This window comes from Achromobacter sp. NPDC008082 (assembly GCF_042957345.1).
Lineage (GTDB): Bacteria > Pseudomonadota > Gammaproteobacteria > Burkholderiales > Burkholderiaceae_B > Achromobacter > Achromobacter kerstersii_A.
Map to the genome: position 1 here is coordinate 811,214 of NZ_JBIBIB010000001.1, position 17,418 is coordinate 828,631.

A 17,418-nucleotide genomic window follows, 5' to 3' on the forward strand; every position below is an offset into this window, starting at 1 on the left:
GGTCCTCAGGCAGCGGCGGGCGCTTCCTGCGTGTCGACGATTTCAACCGAGAACGTCATCGCCGCGGTCTTTTCCAGCATGGCCGAGGCCGAGCAGTACTTCTCGTGCGACAACTGCACCGCGCGTTCAACGGCGGCTTGCGGCAGATTGCGGCCGGTAACGGTGAAGGCGAAATGGATGCGGGTGAAGACCTTCGGGTCGGTATCGGCGCGATCAGCCTGGAGCTTGACACTGCAACCCGTGACCGCATGGCGGCCACGCTTCAGGATCAGCACGACGTCATAGGCCGTGCAGCCGCCGGTGCCGGCCAGCAGCATTTCCATCGGGCGGGGGGCCAGATTGTGTCCGCCGCCATCTACAGCGCCATCCATCACGGCCACATGGCCGCTGCCGGTGCTGGCGGTAAAGAGCATGCCATTGGGGCCGCCCCAGTCGATCGTGCATTCCATTTCGAGTGTCCTTGAGCTTTGAGCGCAGTCAATGGCTGATGATACCTGTTGCGTACAATTCCAGGCACGAGAGCCCCGCCCCGCATCAGGGGTGTGCGCGCCAGTCTTCTCGAGGAGTAGTCCATGTCCACCGCCTTGCCCCGATCCGGCCCTGTTTCCTTCCTGCGCCGGACGAGCCCCCTGGATGCCTTGCTGGCCGAAGCCGACCGCGCGCTGCGCGTGCTGTCCAACAGCGCCACCGCCGGCAGGCCCTATCCCGCCAAAGCCCCCGAAGCGCCGGATACCCTGTCCGCGCAGGAAAAGCGTCACGCGGCCGGCTTGATGCGGGTGAACCATGTGGGCGAAGTCTGCGCGCAGGCGTTGTATCGGGGGCAGGCGTCGGTGTGCCGGGACCCCGCGCCGCGCGCGCTGCTGCTGAATGCGGCGTCGGAAGAAGTCGACCACCTGGTCTGGTGCAACGAACGGTTGACCGAGCTGAACAGCCGGCCCAGCCTGCTGAATCCGGTCTGGTATGCGGGGTCTTTCGCCATGGGCGTGCTGGCCAGTGTTGCCGGCGTGCCAAAAAATTTGGGCTTCATGGCCGAAACCGAGCGGCAGGTCGAGGCCCATCTGGAAGAACATTTACGCACCTTGCCGGTGCAAGACGAACGCTCGCGCGAGATCGTCCGAAAGATGAAGGATGACGAGGCCGAGCACCGCGCCAGCGCCGAGCGGGCAGGGGGCGTGCCGCTGCCGGGCCCAGTAAAGACGGCTATGCGCGCCATGTCGAAGGTCATGACGACGACCGCATACTGGATCTGAAATTGGCCGTTGCCAAAATGTTGCAGTGCGCAAAATCCGCAACGTTGTGGTGCGCGGCGCACTGATCTGGTGCAAAAAACAGGGTGGGATTACCCGGTGCCATTCAGGGTAAATCCCCAAGGGGTTTACCCATTCGGCAAAAACCCTTTTTTTGGCTAGACCTACTGTTTGTGCGGGTCTTCAGAGGGTCGGATTGAAATTTGCGGCAAAAACGCAACGTGAAATCCGGCCTGCTAAAGAGATTAAAAAAATTCTTGCAACGCACAAAAAACCTCGGTACTATTCACTCATCGGATGTTGAAACGCAGTCGGCGCGGTGCAAAACCCCGACAGCGCAGCGAGCGGAAGTTCAGCTCCCAACATGCCACGGTTGTCTCCTCCACCCTCCTCCTTTGGTGGATTTAGCCCGAGATCTCACGATCTCGGGCTTTTTTTTAAGCCGAAATAATCCGTCCCTATTTATTCGGGGCGCGACACAGCCAGCGCGGCCAATCCACATCTCCTCCCTATGGCGGCATCCGCGTTTTCCCTGGGATATTTCGCGTGTTCGCGGGCGGAAAGATCTACAATCCTTCGCATGAAACCTGACCTTCCGCGCGTTCGCGGTGTTGTTGCATCCGCCCCTTCCCGGCCACGGCGGGTTGGCGTTCGAACGGCCCAAATTCGGGTGTTACGTTTCGTGCCTGTGAATTGCACTTCCTTATCGCTCCCATATATGGGCGTTACACCTGCCCCCGATAATGGCGGGCCTGTCTCGATAGACCAACCAGAGGTGATCTTGTGACCTGGCTGTACATATGCGTGGTCGCGTTCCTTGTTGGCGGGGCGATCGTCTGGTCGGAACGCTGGCATGGCCGTTTTACCGGCGACAGCGACCTCAATAAACCGCAAGCCAACCATTCTCGCGCCACGCCTCGCGTCGGCGGTTTGGCCGTGCTTGCCGGCACGCTGCTGGGCCTGCTTGTGCTGGGTCCCGCAAACATGACCTTGACCTGGCTCTGGCCGGCGCTGTTCGTTGCCGCCTTGCCGGTGTTCGTCGCGGGCTTGCTCGAAGACATCACCAAAGATATCGGCGCCAGCAAGCGTTTGCTGGCGGCCTTTTTGTCGGCCGCAATTGCGTGGTGGCTGCTGGGCGGCGTCAGCCGTGTCGGCATGGCGCCGGTGGATTACGTGCTGTCCTATTGGCCCGTGTCGCTGCTGTTCACCATGTTTGCGGTGGGCGGCTGTACGCATGCGCTAAACATTGTTGACGGCATGAACGGCCTGGCCGGCATGGTCGCCACGTTGATGGCGGTGTCGATCAGCCTGGTGGCGCTGCAAGTGGGCGACGTGCCGATCTTCCTGATTTCCGCGGCCTTGGCCTCGGCCACGTTGGGCTTCCTGGTTTGGAACTTCCCATTTGGCCGCGTATTCCTGGGCGATGGCGGCGCGTACTTCCTCGGCTTCATGCTGGCGGAGCTGGCCGTGTTGCTGGTGGTGCGCAACCCGTCGGTGTCGCCGTTCTACGCACTGGCCGTGCTGTTCTACCCGGTATTCGAAACGGGCTTTTCGATCTGGCGCCGCCGCTTCAAGCGCGGCGTGCCGGTCGATCAGCCGGATGCGCTGCACTTGCACCAGCTGGTGTTCCGCCGCCTGGTGCGTGTGACGTTCAGCCGCGGCCGCCGTCATGCCGTGCCGGCGCTGTGCAACGCGATGGCGTCGCCCTACATGTGGGTGCTGGCGTTGATCGGTTTGGTGCCGGCCACCATCTGGTGGGACAACGCCTGGGCGCTCTGCGCCAGTCTGGTGGTGTTCGCCAGCGTCTACATCTGGCTGTATGCGCGCCTGGTGTCCTGGCGCCGTCCGGGATGGCTGCTCTTGCCGTCCGTTTTGAAGACCTCGGATTAGTTTTGAGCGCCCCGGTGGTTGCCGCCGGGGGCTCGGTTATCAATCACCCGACCATATTTAAAATGCCGTAGTCGGTCTACGGTGAAGGGAGAGTTATGTTGCGAATTCAGGATGTGAAACTCGCTGTCGTTGGCCTTGGCTACGTCGGTCTGCCGCTGGCGGTGGAGTTCGGCAAAAAGCGCTCGGTCATCGGGTTCGATATCAATACGCGCCGTATCGACGCATTGAAAGCGGGTCACGACCACACGCTGGAAGTCAGCGATGAAGAGCTGGCCCAAGCCGCTCAGCTGAGCTTTACCGCCGACCGCGCCGAACTGGGCCAGGCCAACGTGTTCATCGTGACCGTGCCCACGCCGATCGACGAATACAAGCAGCCCGACCTGACCCCGCTGGTCAAGGCCAGCGAAACGATCGGCGCCGTGCTCAAGCGCGGCGACATCGTCATTTATGAATCGACCGTGTATCCGGGCGCTACCGAAGAAGATTGCGTACCGGTGCTGGAACGCGTGTCGGGCCTGAAGTTCAACGTGGACTTCTACGCCGGCTACAGCCCCGAGCGCATCAACCCGGGCGACAAAGAACACCGCGTCAGCACGATCAAGAAAGTCACTTCCGGCTCCACGCCCGAAGTCGCCGAACTGGTCGACCAGCTGTACAAGGAAATCATCACCGCCGGCACGCACAAGGCGTCCAGCATCCGCGTGGCCGAAGCCGCCAAGGTGATCGAGAACACGCAGCGCGACGTGAACATTGCGCTGATCAACGAACTGGCCCTGATCTTCAACAAGATGGGCATCGACACCGAAGCCGTGCTGCAAGCTGCCGGCACCAAGTGGAACTTCTTGCCGTTCCGTCCGGGCCTGGTCGGCGGCCACTGCATTGGCGTGGACCCGTACTACCTGACCCACAAGGCGCAATCCATCGGCTACCACCCCGAGATCATCCTGGCGGGCCGCCGCCTGAATGACTCGATGGGCGGCTACGTGGTGTCGCAGCTGGTCAAGGCCATGACCAAGCAACGCATCCATGTCCAAGGCGCGCGCGTGCTGGTCATGGGCCTGGCTTTCAAGGAAAACTGCCCCGACCTGCGCAACACGCGCATCGTGGACATCGTGCGTGAACTGGGCGACTACAACGTGGACGTCGACGTGTACGACCCGTGGGTCGACCCGGAAGAAGCCGTGCATGAATATGGCCTGACCCCGGTCGCCAAGCCCGAAGAAGGCAAGTACGACGCCGTGATCCTCGCGGTGGCGCACAACCAATTCAAGGCCCTGGGCGCCGAAGGCATCCGCAAGCTGGGCAAGGCGCAACATATTCTGTACGACTTGAAATACGTGCTGTCGCCCGCCGAATCCGATCTGCGTCTGTAAGGATTGCGCCATGACCACACGTTTTGAGACCCTCAAGCAGGAACTGTCGGCCGCGCCGCGCAAGTGGCTCGTCACCGGCTGCGCCGGCTTTATCGGCTCCAACCTCTTGGAAACGCTGCTGAAGCTGAACCAGACCGTCACCGGCCTGGATAACTTCGCCACCGGCCACCAGCGCAATCTGGACGAAGTGCGCACCTCGGTGTCGCCCGAGCAATGGGCGCGCTTCAACTTTGTTGAAGGCGATATCCGTGACCTGGCCGCTTGCCAGCGCGCCGTGGAAGGCGTGGACTTCGTGCTGCACCAAGCCGCGCTGGGTTCCGTGCCGCGTTCGCTGAAAGACCCGATCACCACGAACGAGGTCAACATCGGCGGCTTTCTGAACATGCTGGTCGCCGCGCGCGACGCCGGTGTGAAGTCGTTCGTGTACGCCGCGTCCAGCTCCACGTACGGCGACCACCCGGCCTTGCCGAAGGTGGAAGAGAACATCGGCAAGCCGTTGTCCCCTTACGCCGTGACCAAGTACGTGAACGAACTGTATGCGGACGTGTTCGCCCGCTCGTACGGCTTCGAAACCGTGGGCCTGCGCTATTTCAACGTGTTCGGCAAACGCCAGGACCCGGATGGCGCCTACGCCGCCGTGATCCCGAAGTGGACCGCCGCGATGATCAAGGGCGACGACGTCACCATCAATGGCGACGGCGAAACCAGCCGCGACTTCTGCTTTGTGGATAACGCGGTGCAAGCCAACCTGCTGGCGGCGATGGCCCCGCCGGAAGCCCGCAACCAGGTCTACAACGTGGCCGTCAGCGGCCGCAGCACGTTGAACGACCTGTTCGGATTCCTGGTCAAGGCGCTGGGCAATCAAAGCGTGAACTACGCCAAGAAGCCGGTGTACGCCGACTTCCGCGCGGGGGATGTGCGCCACTCGCAGGCCGACGTCAGCAAGGCCGGCCGTCTGCTGGGCTATGCGCCGTCGCACACCGTGCTGCAAGGCCTGGAAGTGGCCATGCCCTGGTACACGCAATTCCTGCGTTGATTTGAAAGCACTTCTCCGCAAACTCGGAAACATCCACCCGGACCATCAGCGCATCTTCAAAGGCGCGTTCCGGGTGGCGGTGTTCCTCTTGTTGGGCAAGGCCGCCGGCGCCATCAAAGAGATGGCGGTGGCGTATCGCTACGGCGTCAGCGACGCCGTGGACGCCTACCAGTTCACGATGACCATGGCCACCTGGCTGCCGGTCACGATCGTGGGCGTGCTGTCGGTGGTGTTGATTCCGGTGCTGGTGCGCCTGAACCGCGCCGAGGACGCCGAACGCAACCAATTCATCAAAGAGCTGCAAGGCTGGGTCGCTGCTGCCGGCATTGCGCTGGCCATTGGCACGTGGTTCGCGTGGCCCTACGTGGTCGACGCGCTGGGCAAGGGCTTGCCCGACCGCGTGCGCGGCATGACGGGCGACCTGCTTGTGGCCTTTGCCCCGGTGTCAGCCCTGCTGCTGATCGCCGGCATCAGCGCCGCGCGCCTGCGTGCGCATGAGCGCCACGTCAACACCTTGCTGGATAGCGTGCCCGCCGTGGCGACGCTGGCGTGGGTGATGCTGGCCGTAAGCGCCGATGGCGTGGGGCCGCTGCTGTGGGGCACGCTCGTCGGCTATGCGATTCAAACCGTGTGGCTGGCCTGGCTGGCTGCCCGCGCCGACAAGGGGTTTTGGGGCGCACCCAGTCTGACCTTGCGGTCGCCGCACTGGCCCGAACTGATGGGCGCGGCGGGCGTGATGCTGATCGGGCAAGTCGCAATGAGCTTTGTCGGCCCCCTGGACCAATACGCCGCGGCCAACCTGGGCGCCAACGCCAACGCCACGCTGGGTTACGCCAGCCGCCTGCTGTCGTTGTTGCTGGGCATAGGCGCCGTGTCGGTGGGACGCGCTGCGCTGCCGGTGCTGGCCGACGTGCAAGCGCGCGGCGATACCGCGCGGGCGCGCAGCATGGCGCTGAAATGGTCAGTGCTGATGGTGGGCGCGGGCGCGGCCGTCGTGGCGATCGGCTGGGTGCTGGCGCCGTGGGGCGTGTCCGTGCTGTTTCAGCGCGGCGCATTCACCGCCGAAAATACCGAGGCTGTTGCGCATGTGTTGCGCTGGGGCCTGCTGCAATTGCCGTTCTACTTCGGCGTGCTGATCCTGGTGCAATTGCTGGCCAGCCAGAACCGTTACCGCATCATGGCCGCCATCGCCGTGGCCAATTTTGCGTTGAAGGCCGTGTTGAACACTGTGCTGGCGCCCAAGATGGGCGCGGCCGGCATCATGCTGGCGACCAGCCTCATGTATGTGCTGTCTTACGCGTGCTACCTGGTGGTGGCGTTGCGCAAGGCCGAACCCAAGGAGGCCGATTGAATGTCCGACGCCGACTCCGGCCGCGCGCTGCGCGTGCTGCTGTTCATCCATTCGCTGCATGGTGGCGGCGCTGAGCGGGTTGCCGCCGACCTGAGCGCGCATTGGGCCGAGATGGGCCGCGAGGTCATGGTGGTGACCCAGGCCAGCGCCGATGGCGACGTCTATACGCTGCATCCGAACGTGCGCCGCGAAGTGCTGCACACGGCGGGCGAGGGCGGCGGCCTGCGCGGCATCTGGAGCAATGTGCAGCGCGTGCGCGCCTTGCGCCGCGTGATCAAGGCGTTCCGCCCGGACATCGTGCTGGGCATGATGACAACCGCGTCCGTGCTGTCCGTGCTGGCCGCAAGCGGCCTCGGGTGCCGCGTGATCGCAACCGAACACACCCATCCGCCGTCGCAAACCCTGTCCGGCTTGTGGCAGCGCCTGCGCCGCATGACGTATCCGCGCGCCGCGCGCGTGGTGGCGTTAACGCGCGGCACCGCAGACTGGATCGAACAACACGTGCCGGGCTCGCAACTGGCCGTTATTCCCAACCCCGTGCACTGGCCGTTGCCGCGGGCCGAACCCGTGTTGACGCCGGTATCGGGCGACGGCCGCAAGCGCCTCTTGGCGGTGGGCCGCCTGCATGCGGACAAGGGCTTTGATCTGTTGATCCAGGCTTTCGCCACGCTGGCGCCATCGCATCCGGACTGGGATCTGGTTATTCTGGGCGAAGGCGATGAACGCCGCGCGCTGCAAGCGCAGGTCGCCAACGCCGGATTGGACTCGCGCATTTCGATGCCTGGGCGCGCCGGCAACGTAGGCGACTGGTACAACAGCGCAGACCTTTATGTGCTGACGTCGCGCTTCGAAGGCTTGTCGAACACCTTGCTTGAATCGATGGCCAGCGGCTTGGCCGCGGTCTCGTTCGATTGCGATACCGGCCCGCGCGAGATTGTGCGCGAGGGCATCGATGGCGTCTTGGTGCGCCCCAACGGCGACGTGCCGGCGCTGTGCAAGGCGCTGGCGGATGTGATGGATAACGACGCAGGGCGCCAGCGGATGGCGCAAGCAGCAACCGATGTGCGCGACCGTTTTTCGGCCGCGCGCGTGCTGCAACAATGGCAAGAACTTTTTGACGGCGTGCGCGCGTCGGGCCGGTAGGCCCGCCCGGCATGCCGTTGCTACGGTGACCACGAGAACTTCATCATGTGTGGAATAGTCGGAATTTGGGGCCCCATCGGGAACAAGGAACGCGTGCTGGCGGAAAGCTGCCGCCGCATCCGCCACCGCGGGCCGGACAGCAACGGTTTCTGGGAAGACCCCGAAGCCGAGCTGGCGCTTGCGCACGTGCGCCTGGCGATCCTGGACCTGACCGAAGCCGGCCACCAGCCCATGACGTCCGCGTGCGGCCGCTATGTGATGGTGTTCAACGGCGAGGTCTATAACCACCTGGACATCCGCAAGCAGCTCGAACAATCGGCGCTGGCGCCGTCGTGGCGCGGGCATTCCGACACCGAAACCCTGCTGGCCGGGTTTACCGCGCTGGGCATCGAGGCCACGTTGCAGGCCGCGGTGGGCATGTTCGCCATCGCCTTGTGGGACCGCGCCTCGCGCAAGCTGATGCTGGCGCGCGACCGCATGGGCGAAAAGCCGCTGTATTACGGCTACTCGGGCGCCGAACTGGTGTTCGCTTCCGAGCTGAAGGGCTTGATGCCCATCCCCGGATTTGGCCGCGACCTGAACCGCAACGCGCTTGCGTCGTTCATGCGGCACAACTACATCCCCGCGCCGCAATCCATCTATCAAGGCATCGCCAAGCTGCCGCCGGGCACGTGGGTGGAATTCACCGCCGATGACACCCGCAGCCGCCGCATGCCCGAGCCCCGCGTGTACTGGTCGGCGCGCGACGCCGCTGACGCCGCCGCGAAATCGCGGCTGACGTTTGAGTCTGACGCGCAAGCCACCGAAGCGCTGGAAGCCGTGTTGTCCAAGGCGGTCGGCGGGCAGATGCTGTCTGACGTGAGCTTGGGCGCCTTCCTGTCGGGCGGCATTGATTCGTCGACCATTGTCGCGTTGATGCAGGCGCAAAGCGCCCAGCCCGTGCGCACCTTCGCGATCGGTTTCCACGAGAAGGGCTACGACGAGGCGCAGCACGCCAAGGCCGTCGCCAACCATCTGGGCACGGATCACACCGAACTCTACGTGACCGCCGCGGATGCGCTGGCAGTTGTGCCGTCGCTGGCGGACATGTATGACGAACCGTTCGCAGATTCGTCGCAGATTCCGACGTCGCTCGTCACGAAGATGGCGCGCCAGCACGTCACCGTGGCCTTGTCGGGCGACGGCGGCGACGAACTCTTTGGCGGCTACTCGCGCTATTTCCGCGTGAACAAGTGGTGGCAGCAATGCGAGCAGGTTCCTGCGCTGTTGCGCAAACCCGCCGGCGCACTGCTCACCGCATCAACGCATCTGCCCGGGCGTGGCGCGTGGCGCGGCAAGGTCGGCAAGCTCGGCGAACTGTTGCGCACCGATTCGCGCGGCGATTTCTATCGCCACTTCGTGTCGTACTGGGCGGACCCGTCCAAGGTCGTCAAAGGCGGCGTTGAACCCGTCTCGGAGTTTGCGCGGGCCATGCAAGGCACGACCTTCGAAGCCATGATGAAGTTGGACACGGTGACCTACCTGCCCGACGACATCCTGGTCAAGGTTGACCGCGCCGCCATGGCCGTCAGCCTGGAAACGCGCGTGCCGCTCATCGATCACCGCGTGTATGAATTCGCCTGGAGCCTGCCGCATCAATACAAGGTGCGCGGCAACACGGGCAAGTGGCTGCTGCGCCAGGTGCTGCATCGCCACGTGCCGCAAGCGCTGGTGGACCGCCCCAAGCGCGGCTTCGCCGTGCCGCTGGCCGCATGGCTGCGCGGCCCCTTGCGGGAATGGGCGGACGCGCTGCTGGACCCGGCGCGCTTGCGCCAGGAAGGCTGGTTCGAACCCGAACCCATTCTGCGCAAGTGGCGCGAACACACGTCGGGCCATCGCAACTGGGACAGCCATTTGTGGGGCGTGCTGATGATGCAGGCCTGGCTGGATCGTTATCGTGCCGCACCAGATCAAGGGGGATCTATTGGGAGTTTTTGACGAATGAGAATATTGATGCTGGTCAGTTCCATGCATGCGGGCGGCGCCGAGCGGGTGGCTGCCACACTCGTCAGCGCATGGGCCGAACGCGGGGATGCCGTCACCTTGACGCCCACCTACTCGTCCAAGGGCACGTGTTTTTACCCCTTATCGGACAAGGTTGAACTTGCCTGGCTGGCCGATATCGCCGGCACGCGGGCCTCGGGCGGGCTGGCGGCGTTCAAGCGCCTGATGGCGTTGCGCAAGCACATCCGCGACACCAAGCCTGATGTGGTGGTGTCTTTCCTGACCAACGTCAATGTGGCCGCCATCCTCGCCACACGGGGGCTGGGCGTGCCGCTCATCGTTTGCGAGCGCACCAATCCCGTCGCCGAAACGACCACGGGTTCCGTGTGGCGCAAGCTGCGCCGCCTGCTGTATCCGCGCGCCGACATGGTGACGGTGCAGGCGGAAGACACCGCCGGCCCGTTCTCGCGTCAGGTGCCGGGCATCAAACGCCTGGCCGTCATTCCCAACCCCTTGCCCGCGCCCTTGCTGGACGCGCCGCGCGTGCAACAGCGCGAGGACGGCGGCCCGCGTGAACTGCTGGCCATGGGGCGTCTGGTGCCAGACAAACAATTCAATTTGCTGATCGACGTGTTTGCGCAATTGGCGCCCTTGCATCCCGATTGGAACCTGCGCATCTGGGGCGAAGGCCCCGAGCGCGCGGCGCTGGAAGCGCAGATCGAGCGCCTGGGCCTGCAATCGCGGGTCAGTCTGCCCGGCCGCACCGAAACGCCCTGGGAAGAATTGGCGCGCGGGCAGGCGTTCGTGCTGAGTTCGCTGGTGGAAGGCTTTCCGAACGTGTTGCTGGAAGCCATGTCGCTGGGCCTGCCGTGCGTGGCGTTTGACTGCCCCAGCGGCCCGCGCGAAATGACGCGTGATGGCCAGGATGCATTGCTGGTGCCTGCCGGCGACAGCAATGCGCTGCGCGATGCGTTGCAGCGCGTGCTGAGCGACGTGTCGTTGCGCCGTCAATTGGGCGAGCGTGGCGCCTCGGCCGTGCGCCATCGTTACGCGCTGGAAGCGGTGCTGTCGGAATGGGACGAACTGTTCGAAGCGGTGCGGGAGGGGCGATGAGCACCCCCGCGCTGCGCGTGCTGCACGTCATCACCGGTCTGGGGCAGGGCGGCGCGGAATCCGTATTGCTGCGCCTGGCGACCTATCCCGATGCGGGGGTGGAACACACCGTCGTGTCGCTGACCGATGAAGGGATCTACGGCGAGCGTCTGCGCGCGGCCGGCGTCGCGGTGCATGCGCTAGGCATGAAGCGCGGACGCGTCAGCCTGGGCGGCTTTCTGGCGCTGCGCCGGCTGATCGCCGACGCGCGCCCTGATGCGGTGCAGACGTGGATGTACCACGCCGACTTGATTGGCGGGCTGGCCGCGCGGCTGGCGGGCGTGCGCGCCATTGCGTGGGGCATCCGCAATTCGGGCGCGCATCTGGAACGCAGCAGCCGGTCGGCGCGCATCGTATTGCGTGCGTGCGCGGCCTTGTCAGGCAGCGTGCCTCGCGCCATTGTCTGCGCCGCGCAGAACGCCGCCGAGCGCCATGCCGAAAAGGGCTATCGGCGCGACCGCATGGTCGTGATTTCCAACGGCTATGACCTGTCGCGCTATGCCCCCGATGCGCAGGCGCGTTCACGCGTGCGGGCGCAATGGGGCTTGTCGGAAGACGCGCCGGTGATCGGCTGCGTGGCGCGCTGGGACCCGCTTAAAGACCACGCCAATCTGCTGCGCGCCGTGGCTGCACTGGTGCGCGATGGCCGTGACGGCGGCCTGCGTTGCGTGCTGGTCGGACGCGGCATGAGCGCCGACAACCCCGAGCTTGCCGCGCTGATCGACAAGCTGAACCTGCGCGACCGCCTGATACTTGCCGGCCCCAGCGACGACGTTCCCGCCGTGATGAACGGCCTGGACCTGCACGTGTTGTCCAGCTGCGCCGAAGGCTTTCCCAACGTCGTGGCGGAAGCCATGGCCTGTGGCGTGTACTGCGTGGTGACCGACGTGGGCGACGCCGCCTATATCGTCGGCGACACCGGCGTGGTCGTGCCGCCTGAACAAGCCGAGGCGCTTGCGCGCGGCATCGAGACCGCCTTGTGCGACGTGGCTGCGCGCGGCCATGGCCGTGCAGGCGAAGCCGGCCGCGCCCGCGTGCTGGAAAATTTTGACCTTGCCCGCATGGTGCAACGTTACATCGCCGTATGGCGCCGCATTTCTGGAGTCCAGGCATGAGCAGTCGCCGCCTGATGTTTGTCGTCAATAACCCCGCGTTCTTCATGTCGCATCGCGTGCCGGTGGCGCTGGCCGCGCAACGCGCGGGGTATGACGTGCATGTGGCGACGATGGACGGGCCCGCCGTGGCCGACATCCAGGCGCTGGGCATGACGCACCACGCCATTCCGATGACGCGCAGCGGCAAGCACCCCTTGCAGGAGCTGGGCACCTTGCTGGCGTTGTTGCGGCTGTTTCGCCGCGTGCGTCCTCACGTGGTGCACCTGGTCACGATCAAGCCCGTGCTGTATGGCGGCATCGCCGCGCGTCTGGCGCGCGTGCCGGGCATGGTGGCCGCGATTTCCGGGCTGGGCTTCGTGTTTCTGTCCCAATCGCTGAAGATGCGGATGGTGCGCTCGGTGGTGGCGCGGCTGTATCGCGTGGCGCTGGGCCATCCCAACAGCCGGGTGATTTTTCAGAACACCAGCGACCGCGACAAGCTCAAGTCGCTGGGCGCCGTGCGCGATGAGCAAGTCGTCATCATCCGCGGCGCAGGCGTGGACCTGAATGCGTACCGCGCCTTGCCCGAGCCGCCCGCGCCGCCTGTGGTGGTGACGATGGTGGCGCGCTTGCTGCGCGACAAGGGCGTGCAGGAATTCGTGCAGGCCGCATCGCTGCTGCGCGAACGCGGCGTGCCCGTGACGATGCAATTGGTGGGCGGCGTGGACGCCGGCAATCCGGCATCCGCCACGCAGGCCGAGGTCGAGGCCTGGCAACGTGAGGGGGCGGTGCAGGCGCTGGGCGAGCGATCGGACATCGCCGAGCTGTACGCGGCGTGCCACATCGCCGTACTGCCCTCGTACCGTGAAGGGCTGCCGAAGTCACTGATCGAAGCCGCAGCCTGCGGGCGGGCGGTCGTGACGACCGACGTGCCAGGCTGCCGCGACGCCATCGAGCCGGACGAGACCGGCTTGCTGGTGCCGGTGCGCGATGCGCGCGCACTGGCTGACGCCATCGAACGCTTGGCGGAAGACGCGGCGCTGCGTCAGTCCATGGGCGCAGCGGGCCGCGTGCTGGCGGAACGCGAATTCAATATCGAGCGCGTCGCCCGCATCCATGTGGAGCTGTACGACGCGCTCAGCGGGTGATCCGGCTGAACGCGTAGGGCGTGCTGCGTGCAGCACGCCGCATGGCGCACGCCGAGCGGGGTGGTCCTAGTGGCGACGCGCCATCGCGTCGATCCAGAAACGCGTCGACGGGTCTTGCTGGCCGGGTTGAGGCGCATCCAGTTCGCGCATGATGCTCTTGGCCAGCACCTTGCCGAATTCCACGCCCCATTGATCGAACGGGTTGATGCCCCAGATCACGCCTTGCGTGAACACCTTGTGTTCGTACAAGGCCAGCAGCGCGCCCAGCGTGTAGGGCTCCAGGCGCGGCAATACGATCAGTGACGACGGGCGGCCGCCCGGGTGCACGCGATGCTGCGCCAGCAGCCGCGCGCGCGCCGGGTCGCGTTCCGTGGCGGAGGTTTCCGCCAACGCTTCCTCGAACGATTTTCCGCGCAACAGCGCCGAGCGCTGCGCCAGGCAATTGGCGATCAGCAGCTCGTGGTGGCGCGCGTAATCGTGGTCCGGCTGTTCGCACAGGATGAAATCCACGGGCGCGCCCGTCGTGTCCTGATGCAGCCATTGGAAGAAGGTGTGCTGGCAGTCGGTGCCTGACATGCCCCAGATTGCAGCGCCCGTCGGCACGCCCACGGGGCTGCCATCGGCAGTGGCGACCTTGCCCAGCGATTCCATTTCCAGCTGCTGCGCCCAAGGCACCAGGTGATACAGCCGCGAATCATAGGGCGCGATGACGAGCGAGTCATACCCCAGCACGCTGCGGTTCACGACGCCCGCAAGCGCCATTTGCACCGGCGCGTTGTCGGCCAGCGGCGCGGTGCGGAAGTGTTCGTCCATGGCGGCGGCGCCGGCCAGCAGCTGGTCGAACGCCTCATTGCCCAGCGCCAAGGCGATGGGCAGGCCAATGGCCGACCAGAGCGAATAGCGCCCGCCCACCCAATCCCAGATCTGGAAGATGTGGTCGGGCAGAATGCCCAGGTTCAGCGCGGCTTCCACGTTGGCGGTAATCGCCACAACTTGTTTGATCGGGTCAGCCACGCCCGCGTCGCGCAGCCAGTTCATCGCCACTTCGGCGTTGGCCAACGGTTCGGTCGTGGTGAACGATTTTGATGCGACGATGACCAGCGTGTCGTGCGGGTCCAGCCGGCTCATCGCGTCGGCCACCGAATGCGAATCGACATTCGACGCGAAGCGGACTTCGCGGCGCGCGCCGCCATGGCGCAGCGCGCGGGTGACCAGGCGCGGCCCCCAGTCGCTGCCGCCGATACCCAGATGCAGCACGTAGCCGTAGCGGTCGGCGGCATCGGCCTCGCGCACGAATTCGCGCAGCCGGTCGCGTTCGGCCTGCACGGCGCTGGCGACTGCCGCGGGCGGCTCCGCCGCGCGCAAGGCGGTGTGCCAGGCGGCGCGGCCTTCCGTCCAGTTGGCGTGGCCGCCGTCGAACAGCAAGGCGCGCGCGGCATCGAAGCCTTGCTGCGCCAGCAGTTCGCCGCCCGCCGCTTGCAAGTCGGTTGAGTGGGCCTGGGTGCTCAGGTCCAGGCGCAAACCGGGCGCCGGGATCAGCCGCAAGTGCTCGCCGCGCCGCGATGCGGCGTGCGCCGCTGCGGTGAAGCGTTGCCAGGCGGGGCTGTTGGGCAGTGACATGGACGGCTCAGAACGGCAGTTTGGCGTCTGGCGCCAGCTTGCCCAGTTCGCGGCGGAAGTCGGCCTGGATGCGCGCCAGCGCCTCGGCGTTTTCGGCCTCGAAGCGCAGCACGACTACCGGCGTGGTGTTCGACGGACGCGCCAGGCCGAAGCCGTCGGCGTACTCGGCACGCACGCCATCGATGGTGATCACGCGGCGGGCGTCGGGGAATTGCCCCTGGTCCTGCAAGGCTTTCACCAGCGTGAAGGGCTGGCCTTCTTCCATCTCCAGCTTCAGTTCGGGCGTGGACACGTCTTGCGGCAAGGCTTCCAGCGGCGCGCACGGGTCGGCAAAGCGCGACACGATTTCCAAGAGGCGCGCGCCCGTGTAGAGGCCGTCATCAAAGCCGTACCAGCGTTCCTTGAAGAAGATGTGGCCGCTCATTTCGCCCGCCAGCGGGGCGCCGGTTTCAGCCAGCTTGGCCTTGACCAGCGAATGGCCCGTCTTCCACATCAGCGGCGCGCCGCCTGCGGCTTCGACCGACAAGCCCACATGGCGGCTGCACTTCACGTCATAGATGATCGTGGCGCCGGGGTTGCGGTCCAGCACGTCGCGCGCGAACAGCACCAGCTGGCGATCCGGCCAGATGATCTGGCCCGACTTCGTGACGACGCCCAGGCGGTCACCGTCGCCGTCGAATGCCAGACCGAGTTCGCAATCGGTCTCGGCCACGCACTTGATCAGGTCTTGCAGGTTCTTGGGTTCAGCGGGATCGGGGTGGTGGTTGGGGAACGTGCCGTCCACCTCGCAGAAGAGTTCGGTCACTTCGCAGCCCAGCTCGCGGAACAGCTGGGGCGCGACCGCACCGGCCACGCCGTTGCCGCAGTCGATCGCGATTTTCATGGGGCGGGCCAGCTTCACGCCGGAGGCCACGCGCGCGATGTAGGCGGCCACCAGATCCAGCTGGCGGCGCACGCCTGCGCGCTCGGCGGGCGCGGGGCTTGCGCCGTTCATGGCGGCGCCCAGCGCCTGCACGTCATCGCCGTACAGGGCGCGTCCGCCCATCATCATCTTGAAGCCGTTGTACTTGGGCGGATTGTGGCTGCCCGTGATGGCCACCCCCGAGCCGCACTGCATGATGTGCGTGGCGAAATAGACCAGCGGCGTCGGCACCATGCCGATGTCCACGGTGTCCACGCCGCCTTCGAGCATGCCTTCCTGCAACGCCATGGACAGCATGTCGCTGCTCAGGCGGCCATCCCGGCCCACCACCAGCGTCTGCACGCCTGCTTCGCGCGCGCGGCCGGCCAGGGCCACGCCCAAAGCGCGCGCGAACGATGCGTCGATCAGGTCCGGCACGGTGCCGCGGATGTCATAGGCCTTGAAGACCGAGGCGGGAAACTGCGACTTGTTATTGCCCACGACGATTCCTTGATAAGGGAGTTGCAACGGGGGATTCGGCCGGGACTAATGGAAAACCCGAATGCCGACACCCGCCTGAAAAGAGGGTCAAGGTGTGAATTATCCTCCATCGGCGCATGCGCCTTCATCCCTCGGGCGGAGTAGGGCGTCTTAACGGTGGCGCGCGCCCTGGTTTGGTGCGTGGCGCGGCCGGATCGCCTTGATCCGGTGCAGCGTGCGGCGGGCGCAAAGGCCCTGTCCCAGGGGCGCGGCCGTGGCATGGAACTTGCTCGTCATCCGAAGGTGATACGCTTGCGCTGCAAGTAGAAAGACCGGGAGGGGCCATGGGTGCCAAAGTATCTACTGTCATGTCATCGGGAGGCGCCACCAGCCGGCGAGGCCCCCCCACGGATTTCGCCGGGCCAGCCGCTGGCCGCGAACGCCGGCTTGATATCCATGTATTCCACTCAGACGCCGGCGAATTGTCGTCCGGCCGCGCCTGGGAGCGTTCTGTCTGGCGCGACGCGCGCGTGCTGATCGCCGAATGCCCCGCGCCGCAACTGCCCGCTTCCATCGAGGCCGCGCTGCGCGCCGTGGCCGCCGATGTCGCGCGCGATCGCGGCTGGCAGGGCATGGGCACCGTGGCGTTCGCGCTGGATGACCGCAGCGGCGTGTTCAGAGTGATCGGCGCCGATGCGCAGCCGCACAGCGGCTCGGCCGTGGTCAGCCACGATCCCGACAACGCGCATGCGCTGGAAATGCGCATCGACGGCTGCGTGGACCGCCGCCTTCCGTGCACGCGCCTGCTGGTCTGCGGGGCCACCCGTGGCGAGGCGCTGCGCCGCGCGTACCGGGCGCTGTCGGAAATGCCCGGCCCCGCCGGCGTTGACCGGGCATTCCTGATGAACCGCATCGCGTCCCGCGCCTACTGCTCGGGCCTGACCGGCACGCGCCTGGACCAGGCTGTCGGCTAGCGCGGCGCTTCGGCCCGCGCAATTCC

At 65.7% G+C, this 17,418-nt stretch carries 14 protein-coding genes; 11 read left to right on the top strand and 3 right to left on the bottom strand.

Annotated features, from left to right (window positions below; all coding sequences use genetic code 11):
- Positions 1-5 precede the first annotated feature (5 nt).
- Positions 6-449, bottom strand: a complete 444-nt coding sequence (locus ACFZAI_RS03685; RefSeq protein ID WP_054423176.1) for an OsmC family protein — start codon at positions 447-449, stop codon at positions 6-8.
- Positions 450-572: 123 nt separating this feature from the next.
- Here ACFZAI_RS03685 and coq7 point away from each other — a divergent pair, with 123 nt between their 5' ends.
- The 10 genes from coq7 (at position 573) to ACFZAI_RS03735 (ending at position 13,417) form a co-directional block, all read left to right on the top strand.
- Entirely contained in the window at positions 573-1,250 is a 678-nt protein-coding gene (gene coq7, locus ACFZAI_RS03690; protein WP_391565636.1) for a 2-polyprenyl-3-methyl-6-methoxy-1,4-benzoquinone monooxygenase, read from the top strand.
- Between the two features lie 780 nt (positions 1,251-2,030).
- The gene (locus ACFZAI_RS03695; protein ID WP_054423174.1) at positions 2,031-3,137 is read left to right on the top strand and encodes a glycosyltransferase; all 1,107 of its coding nucleotides are present in this window, start codon (positions 2,031-2,033) and stop codon (positions 3,135-3,137) included.
- A gap of 95 nt (positions 3,138-3,232) precedes the next feature.
- Positions 3,233-4,510, top strand: coding sequence for a Vi polysaccharide biosynthesis UDP-N-acetylglucosamine C-6 dehydrogenase TviB (gene tviB, locus ACFZAI_RS03700; protein ID WP_391565637.1), 1,278 nt, complete (start codon positions 3,233-3,235; stop codon positions 4,508-4,510).
- Between the two features lie 10 nt (positions 4,511-4,520).
- Positions 4,521-5,546, top strand: a complete 1,026-nt coding sequence (locus tag ACFZAI_RS03705) for an SDR family oxidoreductase (protein WP_391565638.1) — start codon at positions 4,521-4,523, stop codon at positions 5,544-5,546.
- Position 5,547: 1 nt separating this feature from the next.
- The gene (gene murJ, locus ACFZAI_RS03710; RefSeq protein WP_391565639.1) at positions 5,548-6,897 is read left to right on the top strand and encodes a murein biosynthesis integral membrane protein MurJ; all 1,350 of its coding nucleotides are present in this window, start codon (positions 5,548-5,550) and stop codon (positions 6,895-6,897) included.
- The gene (locus tag ACFZAI_RS03715; RefSeq protein WP_391565640.1) at positions 6,898-8,040 is read left to right on the top strand and encodes a glycosyltransferase family 4 protein; all 1,143 of its coding nucleotides are present in this window, start codon (positions 6,898-6,900) and stop codon (positions 8,038-8,040) included. It begins immediately after the preceding gene.
- 45 nt (positions 8,041-8,085) lie between these two features.
- On the top strand, positions 8,086-10,017 hold the full coding sequence (gene asnB / locus ACFZAI_RS03720) for an asparagine synthase (glutamine-hydrolyzing) (RefSeq protein WP_391565641.1): 1,932 nt from the start codon (positions 8,086-8,088) through the stop codon (positions 10,015-10,017).
- 3 nt (positions 10,018-10,020) lie between these two features.
- The gene (locus ACFZAI_RS03725; RefSeq protein WP_391565642.1) at positions 10,021-11,136 is read left to right on the top strand and encodes a glycosyltransferase family 4 protein; all 1,116 of its coding nucleotides are present in this window, start codon (positions 10,021-10,023) and stop codon (positions 11,134-11,136) included.
- Complete coding sequence (locus tag ACFZAI_RS03730; RefSeq protein WP_391565643.1) at positions 11,133-12,290, top strand: glycosyltransferase family 4 protein; 1,158 nt, start codon at positions 11,133-11,135, stop codon at positions 12,288-12,290. The genes ACFZAI_RS03725 and ACFZAI_RS03730 overlap by 4 nt, the downstream gene beginning before the upstream one ends.
- Entirely contained in the window at positions 12,287-13,417 is a 1,131-nt protein-coding gene (locus ACFZAI_RS03735) for a glycosyltransferase family 4 protein (RefSeq protein ID WP_391565644.1), read from the top strand. Before ACFZAI_RS03730 ends, ACFZAI_RS03735 begins: the two co-directional genes overlap by 4 nt.
- Before the next feature lie 66 nt (positions 13,418-13,483).
- On the opposite strand, the gene pgi is transcribed toward ACFZAI_RS03735, so the two are convergent.
- Both pgi and ACFZAI_RS03745 read right to left on the bottom strand, forming a co-directional pair.
- A complete protein-coding gene (gene pgi / locus ACFZAI_RS03740) occupies positions 13,484-15,037 on the bottom strand; it encodes a glucose-6-phosphate isomerase (RefSeq protein WP_391565645.1) in 1,554 nt (517 codons plus the stop codon).
- Between the two features lie 7 nt (positions 15,038-15,044).
- Positions 15,045-16,439, bottom strand: coding sequence for a phosphomannomutase/phosphoglucomutase (locus ACFZAI_RS03745; RefSeq protein ID WP_391565646.1), 1,395 nt, complete (start codon positions 16,437-16,439; stop codon positions 15,045-15,047).
- Positions 16,440-16,762: 323 nt separating this feature from the next.
- Between ACFZAI_RS03745 and ACFZAI_RS03750 the strand changes: the two genes are divergently transcribed.
- Positions 16,763-17,392 carry a BPTD_3102 family carboxylase-like protein gene (locus tag ACFZAI_RS03750; RefSeq protein WP_391565647.1) on the top strand — a complete coding sequence of 210 codons (630 nt, stop codon included), beginning with the start codon at positions 16,763-16,765 and terminating at the stop codon, positions 17,390-17,392.
- Positions 17,393-17,418 lie beyond the last annotated feature (26 nt).

Excerpts from the sequence above, each read along its gene's own strand:
- ACFZAI_RS03685 (WP_054423176.1), bottom strand. The coding sequence starts at position 449 with ATGGAATGCACGATCGACTGGGGCGGCCCCAATGGCATGCTCTTTACC.
- coq7 (WP_391565636.1), top strand. The coding sequence starts at position 573 with ATGTCCACCGCCTTGCCCCGATCCGGCCCTGTTTCCTTCCTGCGCCGG.
- tviB (WP_391565637.1), top strand. The coding sequence starts at position 3,233 with ATGTTGCGAATTCAGGATGTGAAACTCGCTGTCGTTGGCCTTGGCTAC.
- ACFZAI_RS03705 (WP_391565638.1), top strand. The coding sequence starts at position 4,521 with ATGACCACACGTTTTGAGACCCTCAAGCAGGAACTGTCGGCCGCGCCG.
- ACFZAI_RS03715 (WP_391565640.1), top strand. The coding sequence starts at position 6,898 with ATGTCCGACGCCGACTCCGGCCGCGCGCTGCGCGTGCTGCTGTTCATC.
- asnB (WP_391565641.1), top strand. The coding sequence starts at position 8,086 with ATGTGTGGAATAGTCGGAATTTGGGGCCCCATCGGGAACAAGGAACGC.
- ACFZAI_RS03725 (WP_391565642.1), top strand. The coding sequence starts at position 10,021 with ATGAGAATATTGATGCTGGTCAGTTCCATGCATGCGGGCGGCGCCGAG.
- ACFZAI_RS03730 (WP_391565643.1), top strand. The coding sequence starts at position 11,133 with ATGAGCACCCCCGCGCTGCGCGTGCTGCACGTCATCACCGGTCTGGGG.
- ACFZAI_RS03735 (WP_391565644.1), top strand. The coding sequence starts at position 12,287 with ATGAGCAGTCGCCGCCTGATGTTTGTCGTCAATAACCCCGCGTTCTTC.
- pgi (WP_391565645.1), bottom strand. The coding sequence starts at position 15,037 with ATGTCACTGCCCAACAGCCCCGCCTGGCAACGCTTCACCGCAGCGGCG.
- ACFZAI_RS03750 (WP_391565647.1), top strand. The coding sequence starts at position 16,763 with ATGGGTGCCAAAGTATCTACTGTCATGTCATCGGGAGGCGCCACCAGC.